This is a genomic window from Neptunomonas sp. (genome assembly GCF_041601355.1).
Lineage (GTDB): Bacteria > Pseudomonadota > Gammaproteobacteria > Pseudomonadales > Balneatricaceae > Neptunomonas.
In genome coordinates, this window is record NZ_JBFIIH010000135.1 from 1 (window position 1) to 10,153 (window position 10,153).

At 48.5% G+C, this 10,153-nt stretch carries 11 protein-coding genes; 6 read left to right on the top strand and 5 right to left on the bottom strand.

What is annotated here, in order from left to right; translation table 11 throughout:
• The 4 genes from ABY436_RS16750 to ABY436_RS16765 all read right to left on the bottom strand — a co-directional run.
• Positions 1-121, bottom strand: a 121-nt coding sequence (locus tag ABY436_RS16750; protein ID WP_372740084.1) for a prepilin-type N-terminal cleavage/methylation domain-containing protein, incomplete at its 3' end; no start/stop codon positions are given.
• On the bottom strand, positions 112-618 hold the full coding sequence (locus tag ABY436_RS16755; RefSeq protein WP_372740074.1) for a Tfp pilus assembly protein FimT/FimU: 507 nt from the start codon (positions 616-618) through the stop codon (positions 112-114). The genes ABY436_RS16750 and ABY436_RS16755, both read right to left, overlap by 10 nt.
• Positions 618-1,010: a type IV pilin protein gene (locus ABY436_RS16760; RefSeq protein WP_372740075.1), complete on the bottom strand. Its 393-nt coding sequence runs from the start codon at positions 1,008-1,010 to the stop codon at positions 618-620. The genes ABY436_RS16755 and ABY436_RS16760 overlap by 1 nt, the downstream gene beginning before the upstream one ends.
• Before the next feature lie 174 nt (positions 1,011-1,184).
• Positions 1,185-1,580, bottom strand: coding sequence for an Lrp/AsnC family transcriptional regulator (locus tag ABY436_RS16765; protein WP_372740076.1), 396 nt, complete (start codon positions 1,578-1,580; stop codon positions 1,185-1,187).
• A 28-nt stretch (positions 1,581-1,608) separates the two neighbouring features.
• Here ABY436_RS16765 and ABY436_RS16770 point away from each other — a divergent pair, with 28 nt between their 5' ends.
• The 3 genes from ABY436_RS16770 (at position 1,609) to tdh (ending at position 5,005) form a co-directional block, all read left to right on the top strand.
• Positions 1,609-2,664 carry a PLP-dependent cysteine synthase family protein gene (locus ABY436_RS16770; RefSeq protein ID WP_372740077.1) on the top strand — a complete coding sequence of 352 codons (1,056 nt, stop codon included), beginning with the start codon at positions 1,609-1,611 and terminating at the stop codon, positions 2,662-2,664.
• Positions 2,665-2,774: 110 nt separating this feature from the next.
• Complete coding sequence (locus ABY436_RS16775) at positions 2,775-3,965, top strand: glycine C-acetyltransferase (RefSeq protein WP_372740078.1); 1,191 nt, start codon at positions 2,775-2,777, stop codon at positions 3,963-3,965.
• 11 nt (positions 3,966-3,976) lie between these two features.
• A complete protein-coding gene (gene tdh, locus ABY436_RS16780) occupies positions 3,977-5,005 on the top strand; it encodes an L-threonine 3-dehydrogenase (protein WP_372740079.1) in 1,029 nt (342 codons plus the stop codon).
• A gap of 13 nt (positions 5,006-5,018) precedes the next feature.
• Here tdh and ABY436_RS16785 read toward each other — a convergent pair whose 3' ends face one another.
• On the bottom strand, positions 5,019-5,618 hold the full coding sequence (locus tag ABY436_RS16785; RefSeq protein WP_372740080.1) for a helix-turn-helix domain-containing protein: 600 nt from the start codon (positions 5,616-5,618) through the stop codon (positions 5,019-5,021).
• A 174-nt stretch (positions 5,619-5,792) separates the two neighbouring features.
• Between ABY436_RS16785 and ABY436_RS16790 the strand changes: the two genes are divergently transcribed.
• From ABY436_RS16790 to ABY436_RS16800, 3 genes are all read left to right on the top strand, one after another.
• Positions 5,793-6,020, top strand: a complete 228-nt coding sequence (locus tag ABY436_RS16790; RefSeq protein ID WP_372740081.1) for a ferrous iron transport protein A — start codon at positions 5,793-5,795, stop codon at positions 6,018-6,020.
• Complete coding sequence (gene feoB / locus ABY436_RS16795) at positions 6,013-7,995, top strand: ferrous iron transport protein B (RefSeq protein ID WP_372740082.1); 1,983 nt, start codon at positions 6,013-6,015, stop codon at positions 7,993-7,995. Before ABY436_RS16790 ends, feoB begins: the two co-directional genes overlap by 8 nt.
• A gap of 167 nt (positions 7,996-8,162) precedes the next feature.
• Positions 8,163-10,153: AAA family ATPase (locus ABY436_RS16800; protein WP_372740083.1), on the top strand; the 1,991-nt coding region annotated here is incomplete at its 3' end.

Below are 10,153 nucleotides of genomic sequence, written 5' to 3' on the forward strand. Positions count from 1 at the left end.
AGGCCATATACAGACTCAGTAAACCACCCAGTAATATGAGGGATATGACTAAGCTAATCATTATTTCAATCAGGCTCATGCCTCGCTGTTTCGCGAATCTTTGAGTTTCTCTTATGGGCATGCGGGGTAACCTCCGAATGCTCCACAGATAGCTGGACGGCCAAGCGGGTTAACGAATATTGTCAATGATGCGCTACCGGAAGATACCGTTACGCTACCGATACTGCTTGTCAGTCGTCCTAGTTTCGGGTTGTAAATATAACTGAGCGAAACAGGAGAGCCGCCAAAATTGGCAGTGGCTGAAGATCCCGGGTAGTTGTTCGCATACGGTATTGATTTAACGGGTATTGAAGTGCCGCTGTTGTCGGCAGCAATACTGTAACCGGTTGAAGACAACGTCATGCTGAGATTCAGGTTTCGTTTTGTTGCTTCCGCCAGCAGAAATTCCATATCAGTAGCAATCGCCGTGGTAAGGCCCTGGGCACGTTTGCGTTCAAGCGAGTTACCAAAGCTGGGGATTGCGACCGTAACGATAATAGCCAAAATGGCGATAGCAACGATTAATTCAATCAGACTAAAACCGTCTGACTTGTGTTTATAGAGGACGACAGTGTTCACTATTGCCCCCAGCACGCAGAGCTAGCCCCGGATGTTGACGCATACGTGGTTCCCGTGCTCGTAACAGTGATGGTGAAGTTTCCACAGGAATCCCCTGTTTGCTGCCCCGTCGGTGTTGCGGTGGCTACAAAGCCGCTAGTGGTAACACTGGTAACGGTTACATTATAGTGCCCATCGGGCGAGGCTGTAGAGGCCTGTGCCTGATACGCTAAGCCTGATGCACGACGTTTCTGTTGCTCTAATTCGGCCTGCATTAATGCGGCTTTGGCATCGGCGCGGCGCGACTTGAAAACCGACTCGGTATAACTTGGGTAAGCGATTGAAGCAAGAATCCCGACGATGACAAGCACGATCATCAGCTCTATCAGAGAAAACCCTTTGGCGCGGTGCATTGCTGACTAGCTCCTACTTTATGAAAAATACTCAGCAATTATAGTCAATAATTTATTTTTGCCAGGGCGCATAATGGATTTTTGCGGATTTATTTAGTGATTGTTCAATAATTGTTCAATAATTGTTCAATAATTATTCAGTGATTGTTCAATAATTATTCAGTGATTGTTCTTTCAGATCGGTAATGCCGTCGTATATTTAATCTGCTCCATGGCAAAGCTGGAGGTGACATCACTCAAATCGGGTGTTTCTTCTACTAAGCGTTTATAAAAGCGATCAAAGGCGGCTATATCTGCGACAACAATGCGCATCAGATAATCGTATTCTCCGCTCATGCGGTAAAACTCGGCCACTTCATCGTAACGCGCGATTTTTTCTGCGAAGTTCACATACCAGACATGCGAATGGTTACGTGTTTTGATATGCACGAATACCGAAACATTTAATCCCACTTTTGCCGGATCAAGTAACACGACTTGTTTTCGGATTACACCTGCGTCCTGAAGTTTTTGTACTCTGCGCCAGCAGGGAGTCGACAATAGGTTCACGCGTGCTGCTAACTCCTGCATACTTTAGCTATAAAAAGGAGAGGGTGCTATGAGTCAGAATCATTGGGTCGCCAACGCAATACGTCTAATTGAAGCAGATTATAATCGGTCTGCTGATACTCATCTGATTAAGTTAGATATGTCGGTTTTTCCTGATATTGATATCTATTTAAAAGACGAGTCTACGCACCCGACCGGGAGCTTAAAGCACCGTTTGGCCCGTTCGCTGTTTCTCTATGCGCTGTGTAATGGCTGGATTAAGCAAGGAACTCCGGTCATCGAAGCCTCATCAGGCAGCACTGCGATCTCTGAGGCATATTTTTCAAGGCTGCTTGGATTGCCCTTTATCGCAGTGGTGCCTGAGGGTACGGCGCTACGAAAAATGCGACAAATTGCTTTCTACGGTGGGCAGTGTCACCAAGTGGCGGCATCTGATGTGTGCCAGGCAGCGGCAGATATGGCGCACGAAATGGGTGGCCACTTTATGGATCAGTTTACTTACGCAGAACGGGCCACCGACTGGCGTGGGAACAATAACATTGCAGAATCGATCTTTCGCCAGATGAGCGCCGAACGTTTTCCTCAGCCGAGCTGGATCGTTATGAGTGCCGGGACGGGCGGAACGTCAGCGACGATTGGTCGGTACTTGCGATATCAGCAGTGCTGGCAACAACCATCGCAGCTGTGTGTCGTAGATCCGGAGAACTCTGTATTTTTCGATTATTTCAGTACAGGTGATAAATCGTTATCGATACAACAAGGTTCGCGTATAGAAGGTATAGGGCGACCTCGGGTGGAGCCTTCTTTTTCTGCGGCAGTGATTGATCGCATGTTGCAGGTAGAAGATAGTGAAAGTCTGGCGGCGGCACATTTTTTATCCGCGAAATTGGGACGCTTAGTGGGCGGCTCGACGGGCACAAATTTTGTGGGTGTGCTGACGCTGGCTGAAGAGATGAAGCAGCGTGATGAACGGGGCAGTATCGTAACCTTATTATGTGATGGGGGCGAGCGCTATCAGGATAGCTATTTTAATGATGAGTGGCTGGCGCAACGTGGATTTAATCTGTCAGAAAGAGTAAAACAGTTAGAAGAGCTTTATGAATAGTCTTTTATATTGGATTTTTTTACAGAATAAAATCAATCCTGGCTATTAATCGACTATTTTATTCTGTTATAGTGGATTTTATTCCAATATTAAGGTTTTCCGGGGGTGGCATGAAACGTTCAGACTTTCTGCAGCAATTGGCTGCACAGGCCGATCAGTTAAAGAGTGAAGGGTTATATAAAGCTGAGCGAGAGATTGTTTCTCCGCAGTCATCGCATATTCGTCTGCGCGATGGCAGTGATGTCATCAACTTTTGCGCCAATAACTATTTGGGGCTGGCGAACAATCCTGAACTGATCAGCGCGGCCAAGCAGGGCTTAGATGAGCACGGTTTTGGTATGTCATCGGTACGTTTTATCTGCGGCACTCAGGACATTCATAAGCAACTCGAAGCCACACTAAGCCAGTTTCTGGGTATGGATGATGCGATTCTTTATTCGTCCTGTTTTGATGCTAATGGCGGTCTGTTCGAGACCCTGTTGGGTGAAGAGGACGCGATTATCAGTGATGCCTTGAACCATGCCAGTATTATCGATGGTGTGCGTTTGAGTAAAGCGCGCCGATTACGTTATGCGAATAATAACCTGGCTGAATTGGAGCAATGCCTGCAACAGTCACAGGATGCTCGTGTCAGATTAATTGCGACAGACGGCGTGTTTTCGATGGATGGTGTGATAGCCAACCTGCAAGGGATTTGTGATCTGGCTGATAAGTATAATGCGCTGGTAATGGTTGATGATTCGCATGCCGTTGGTTTTGTCGGAGAGCATGGACGCGGCAGTCATGAATACTGCCAGGTAATGGGCCGTGTCGACATTATTACCGGTACTCTGGGCAAGGCCTTAGGCGGAGCGTCTGGTGGTTATACCGCCGCAAAGCGTGAAGTCGTTGAATGGCTGCGGCAGCGCTCAAGGCCTTATCTGTTTTCCAACTCTGTAGCCCCTGCTATTGTTCAGGCGACATTGAAAGCGCTGGAGCTGGTCGGGCAGGGTGGCGACCTGCGTCAGCAGCTTAATACCAATGCTGATTATTTCAGAACACAAATGGAGCGTGCCGGTTTTACGATGGCCGGGAGTGGCCATGCCATCATTCCGGTGATGATAGGTGATGCGGCGCTGGCATCCCAGCTGTCGAATCGCTTACTCCAAGAGGGTATCTACGTGGTCGGATTCTCTTTTCCGGTCGTACCTAAAGGGCAGGCGAGAATTCGTACACAGATGTCGGCTGCACATAGCCGCGAGCAATTGGATCAGGCTATTGATGCCTTTACGCGGATTGGCCGCGAGCTGGGAATTATCTGAGGAGAGATGGCATGAAAGCGCTGGCAAAACTTTATCCACAGGAAGGGATCTGGTTACATGACACGGATAAACCGGCAGTAGGCCATAACGACCTGTTAATAAAAATACGTAAAACCGCCATTTGTGGTACCGATGTTCATATTTATAACTGGGATGAATGGTCGCAGAAAACCATTCCTGTACCGATGACGGTGGGTCATGAGTATGTCGGCACTGTGGTCGAGATTGGTTGTGAAGTAGAGGGATACACTCTGGGTGATCGCGTATCGGGTGAGGGACACATCACCTGCGGCCATTGCAGAAACTGCCGGGCGGGGCGGCGTCACCTCTGCAGAAATACGCAGGGTGTGGGTGTGAATCGTCCAGGTGCCTTTGCTGAATATCTGTCACTGCCGGCGGTGAATGCTTTTAAAATTCCCGATAATATATCCGATGATCTGGCTGCCATTTTTGATCCATTCGGCAATGCGTTACATACTGCATTGTCATTTGATCTGGTGGGTGAAGATGTGCTGATTACCGGTGCGGGTCCGATTGGCATTATGGCCGCGGCAGTAGCACGTCATGCCGGCGCCCGGCATGTGGTGCTTACCGATGTAAATGACTATCGTTTGTCGCTGGCCAGAAAAATGGGTGTGGTACATACCGTTAATGTTGTCGAGCAGACTCTGCAAGACAAAATGTCAGAGTTGCAGATGACGGAAGGTTTTGATGTCGGTTTAGAGATGTCGGGTGCGCCGCCAGCCTTTCGCTCTATGCTGGATGTGATGAATCATGGCGGAAAAGTGGCGATGTTAGGTATACCTTCCGGTGATATGGCCATTGACTGGACTAAGGTGATTTTTAAAGGACTGATCCTGAAAGGGATATACGGCAGAGAGATGTTCGAAACCTGGTATAAAATGGCCAGCATTATTCAATCAGGGTTGGATCTTACCCCGATTATTACACATCACTTCCCGCTGGAAGATTTCCAGCAGGGGTTTGATGTAATGCGCTCAGGTGCTTCGGGTAAGGTCATACTCAATTGGCCTGAATGAGTGAGTCAATATTTTAGCGTTTATGCACGACCAGAAATGCCCGGGCAGTAATGCTTCCCGGGTTTTTTATGCAATGTTGGATATCCGCCGGGTAGCGTAACGTATCGCCTAATGTTCCGGTTGCACTGACCTCTTCTTCCCGCTCAGCTCCGAGTTCAGCTCTTAACTCAACTCTCATCTGGCCTTCAATCACAGACAGGTGCTCCTGGGTACCGCGCACATGCGCTTCAGATTCTAGCTGGCTGCCCGGTTGAATGATGAGCTGATACCACTCAAATTCAGTGGCGGTGTCTACCGGGTTTAAAGCAATGAGCTCACATCCCTTATCTTTACTGCGCATTCTGGGGGTATTGATTGCGTTTTGCCGTTCGATAACCGGAGGCGGATTTTCGCTGCTGCTATGCGCCAGCTCATCAATGCTGACGCCCAGTGCCTGGGTAATATTCCACAGGTTAGTGAAAGTCGGATTGGCATTGCCGCGTTCTATTTCGGAGAGCATGGAGCGGGATACATTAGAAAGCTCAGCGAGTTGTAATAGGTTTAGTCCTAAGGCTTTGCGGCGCTGCTTCATGGCCGCCCCAAGGTTAGGTGTGTTTCTGTGACTTACGGACAATTCCTGCATCCTCATAAAAGATAGCGTTTATGATAAAACACTCGAAGGTATTTGTCCTTAATCAGCAGGATCGATCTGGTCAGGCTTGAATTAGATAATTTTGATATAAGTCATATATTGGCTCGCGAACAAAGAGGATAATCATTCTCATTATCTTCTAATGGGGAGTGTGACGTGACACTTGATTCTTTAGCACGTGGTCAGCGGTGTAAAATTCTGGATATTGCAGGCCCGGACGCATTGAGACAACGTTTGGCAACGCTAGGGGTTTTGCGGGGGCAGAGTATTCAGCTTGCTGCCATCTCCCCATGGGGAAGCCCAAGAGTTTATCGGTTGGGGCGACAGCAGGTTTGTCTGCGTAATGAAGAAGCCGTCTATATTAAGGTGAGCGCTGATGAATAAATTTCATTTCACGATTGCATTGGTGGGAAATCCTAATTGTGGGAAAACTTCTTTGTTTAACTTGCTGACAGGCGCCCGGCAGCGAACCGGTAATATGGCGGGCGTCACTGTCGATGTTAAGCAGGGGGAGCGTGAGCATAAAGGGCTAACCCTGACCTTTGTAGATCTGCCTGGCATCTATTCGTTAAGCCAAAATAGGGTTGAGGAGCGGGTGGCACGCGATTATCTGTTGAATACTCCGCCTGATTTTGTGCTGAATGTTTTGGATGCCAGTCATCTATCACGCCATTTGGCGTTAACGACTCAGCTGTTGGAGCAGGGCCTGTCCACCATGCTGGCATTGAATATGATGGATGAAGCGGCGCGTCTGCGTTGTGTCCCCGATATTAAACAGTTGTCCAAACAGCTGGGTGTGCCGGTGTTGCCCAGTGATGGACGCAAATCTGCTGCGATCGAGCCTCTGCTGGATCAACTGGCAGCCTCGTTGTTAGCTAACCATCAGCATCAGGCATCACTGATAACCACCTGCAGTGCGCTGATGATTGATTATGAGCCTCATGTCGAACAAGCCATACAGCAGTTGACTCAGAAAAATATATCACGTTGGCAGGCTGTGCAAAGTTTAGAGGCCGCAGGCGATGTTGGCTTTCCAATATCAGACGTGGTGCGGCAAACGCTGTCGGATCAATTAACACTGCTGGCACAAAGGCATGATGAAACGGCTACTGAGCTGATTACCGCCGGTCGTTATGGGTATATTCATGGACTGTTTCATGAAATAGATGAAACCCATATTGATATCAGTCGATTGGATACCTGGTTAGATGCGATAACGCTCAACCGTTGGTTGGGTTTGCCGCTGTTCTTTTTTGCATTATGGCTTATTTTTGAAGCGACATTCACCTTGGGTGCTTACCCTGCTGACTGGATTGACCAGACGGTAGGGTTGATCGGGGAAGGTGTGGCACATTGGCTACCTGATACGCTGTTTCGTAATGTTATTACGGATGGCTTACTGGCAGGAGTCGGAGGGGTTTTAGTTTTTTTGCCCAATGTGGTGTTGTTGTTTTTATTTATAGCGATACTTGAGCAAAGTGGATATATGGCACGCGCTGCTTTTCTGACAGATCGGGTGATGAGCAAAGTCGGCTTACATGGCAAGGCGTTTGTGCCGCTGGTCATGGGTTTTGGCTGTAATGTTCCGGCGATTATGGCAACGCGGACTATTGAGGAGCCCAGGGCGCGCTTGATTACTATTTTGATCAATCCCTTTATGAGCTGCTCGGCACGTTTGCCGGTATATGTTCTATTGGCAGGGATCTTCTTTGCAGATAATGCAGGCAGTGCACTTTTTGGAATACATATGCTGGGGATTATGGTTGCCTTTGTTATCGCTGCACTGTTATCTCGCTGGTTGCCGGCACAGCCTAATGAGATTTTTATCATGGAACTGCCGCCTTGGCGCTGGCCCTCCTTCCGTTCGCTGATGATGCATGTGTGGGATAAAGTACAGGATTTTCTACATAAGGTAGGGGGTGTGATTCTGCTGGGCTCGATGGCTGTGTGGGTGTTGCAAACGTTTCCTATGCAGGACGAAATGTCATTTCTGGAGCAGCTTGGACGCTGGATGGCGCCGGTTTTTGCGCCTTTAGGCTTTCAGTGGCAGGAAACCGTTGCGCTGCTGTCGGGCTTTCTTGCAAAAGAGGTCATTGCGGCAACGCTGGCTATGGTTTATCAGGTGAACGCAGAAGATATGGGTGGTTTGCAGTTAGCGATGCAAGCAGGGTTAGCGCCGGCAGCAGGTTTAGCCTTGATGGTGTTTACCTTACTCTACATGCCTTGTCTGGCTACGTTGGCAGTGATACGACGGGAAACCGGTAGCTGGCGTTGGGCGGCACTCTCTATTTTCTCAGGGTTAGTGCTGGCGTGGTTGGGTGGATGGATGGCATTTAATCTGGGTGGGTTGTTTTTGTAAGTGTGCGTACTCTTTTAACGTACGTCTTAAATTTTGTTGATCTGGATCACATCTGGTTAATTATTAATCATCATAGGCTTGAATCCGGCGAGTAATAGCCCCATATCAGATGCAAAGAGACAGCAGTCACGTCCTAATGATGACTGCTTACAAGGAGAAAATTATCTATGCGGCCCGATAAATTTACATCAAAACTTCAGGATGCCTTAGGTGAAGCGCAATCGTTAGCAGTGGGTAAGGATCATAACCATATAGAGCCTATTCATTTACTAGCGGCTTTTCTGCAACAGCAAGATAGTTCCGTTCGTCCATTGCTGTCACAGGCCGGTGCTGCACTTCCGCAGCTTGCTCGCAGTGTGGGTGAAGCGTTGGATCGTTTGCCACAAGTACAAAGCCCGGATGGCGAGATCCGTCTGTCACAGAATATGGCACGTATCTTTAATCTGACGGATAAACTTGCACAAAAGCGAGGCGATCAATTTATCGCCAGTGAGCTGATTGTATTAGCGATGGTTGACGATAAAAGCGATGTCGGTAAGGTATTACGTGATGCCGGTGTCACTAAACAATCATTAGAAGAGGCGATCAATAATATGCGTGGCGGTGATAGTGTTAATGATCCTAATGCTGAAGGGAGTCGCCAGGCATTAGATAAGTATTGTGTTGATCTCACCGAGCAGGCAGAGCTGGGTAAACTGGATCCGGTGATTGGCCGTGACGATGAAATCCGCCGTACCATTCAGGTGCTGCAGCGTCGTACTAAAAACAACCCGGTTCTTATCGGGGAGCCGGGTGTGGGTAAAACTGCCATTGTTGAAGGGTTGGCGCAACGTATTGTCAATGGGGAAGTACCCGAAGGCCTGAAGCGTAAAAAAGTGCTTTCACTGGATATGGGGTCGTTAATTGCCGGTGCAAAATTCCGTGGTGAATTTGAAGAGCGTCTCAAAGCGGTACTCAAAGAGCTGTCTAAACAGGAAGGTCAGATTATTCTCTTTATTGATGAGCTGCATACCATGGTCGGTGCCGGTAAAGGCGAAGGCGCCATGGATGCCGGAAATATGCTCAAGCCTGCATTGGCACGTGGTGAACTGCATTGTGTCGGTGCGACAACGCTGGATGAGTATCGACAGTATGTAGAGAAAGATGCTGCGTTGGAGCGTCGTTTCCAGAAAGTCATAGTAGATGAACCAACAGAAGAAGATACCGTTGCTATTTTGCGCGGTTTGAAGCAGCGCTATGAAGTTCATCATGGTGTAGAAATTACTGACTCTGCGATTATCGCGGCGGCGAAACTGTCACAGCGCTATATTACCGATCGTCAGTTACCAGATAAGGCGATCGACCTGATCGATGAGGCAGGTTCGCGTATTCGCATGGAGATGGACTCAAAACCAGAAGATCTGGATCGTCTCGAACGTCGCCTGATTCAACTGAAAATGGAACGTGAAGCGCTGAAAAAAGAGAAAGATGAGGCGGCCCGTAAGCGTCTGGATGAGCTGGAAAAAACCATTGCTACGCTTGAGCGTGAATTCGCCGACCTGGAAGATATCTGGAAAGCAGAAAAAGCGGCTTTGCAGGGCTCACAGAAGGTCAATGAGGCGTTAGATCAGGCATTAGTAGAGTTGGAGCAGGTCAAACGATCCGGGGATCTGGCGAAAGCCTCGGAGCTGCAATATGGGATTATCCCTGAATTAAAAAAACAGCTGGCTGCTGCCAGTGAAGCGGAAGAAACGGGGCAGGAAAGTAATAAACTGCTGCGCAATAAAGTGACCGAAGAAGAGGTGGCTGAAGTTGTCGCGCGTTGGACAGGTATCCCTGTCAGTAAAATGCTGGAAGGTGAGCGCGAAAAACTGTTGCGTATGGAAGATGCGTTGCATGATCGGGTTGTTGGCCAGAGTGAAGCGGTTATTGCTGTCTCCAATGCGGTGCGACGTTCGCGTGCAGGTTTGTCTGATCCAAACCGTCCTAATGGTAGTTTTCTGTTCCTCGGCCCTACAGGTGTGGGTAAAACCGAGCTGTGCAAAGCGTTAGCCAATTATCTATTCGATACTGATGATGCGATGGTGCGCATTGATATGTCCGAGTTTATGGAGAAACACTCAGTTGCCCGCTTGATTGGTGCACCTCCGGGCTATGTCGGCTACGAAGAAGGAGGCTA

What these genes read in the sequence shown, in the direction of transcription:
- ABY436_RS16760 (WP_372740075.1), bottom strand. Translation starts at nt 1,010, where the DNA reads ATGCACCGCGCCAAAGGGTTTTCTCTGATAGAGCTGATGATCGTGCTT.
- ABY436_RS16765 (WP_372740076.1), bottom strand. Translation starts at nt 1,580, where the DNA reads ATGCAGGAGTTAGCAGCACGCGTGAACCTATTGTCGACTCCCTGCTGG.
- ABY436_RS16770 (WP_372740077.1), top strand. Translation starts at nt 1,609, where the DNA reads ATGAGTCAGAATCATTGGGTCGCCAACGCAATACGTCTAATTGAAGCA.
- ABY436_RS16775 (WP_372740078.1), top strand. Translation starts at nt 2,775, where the DNA reads ATGAAACGTTCAGACTTTCTGCAGCAATTGGCTGCACAGGCCGATCAG.
- tdh (WP_372740079.1), top strand. Translation starts at nt 3,977, where the DNA reads ATGAAAGCGCTGGCAAAACTTTATCCACAGGAAGGGATCTGGTTACAT.
- feoB (WP_372740082.1), top strand. Translation starts at nt 6,013, where the DNA reads ATGAATAAATTTCATTTCACGATTGCATTGGTGGGAAATCCTAATTGT.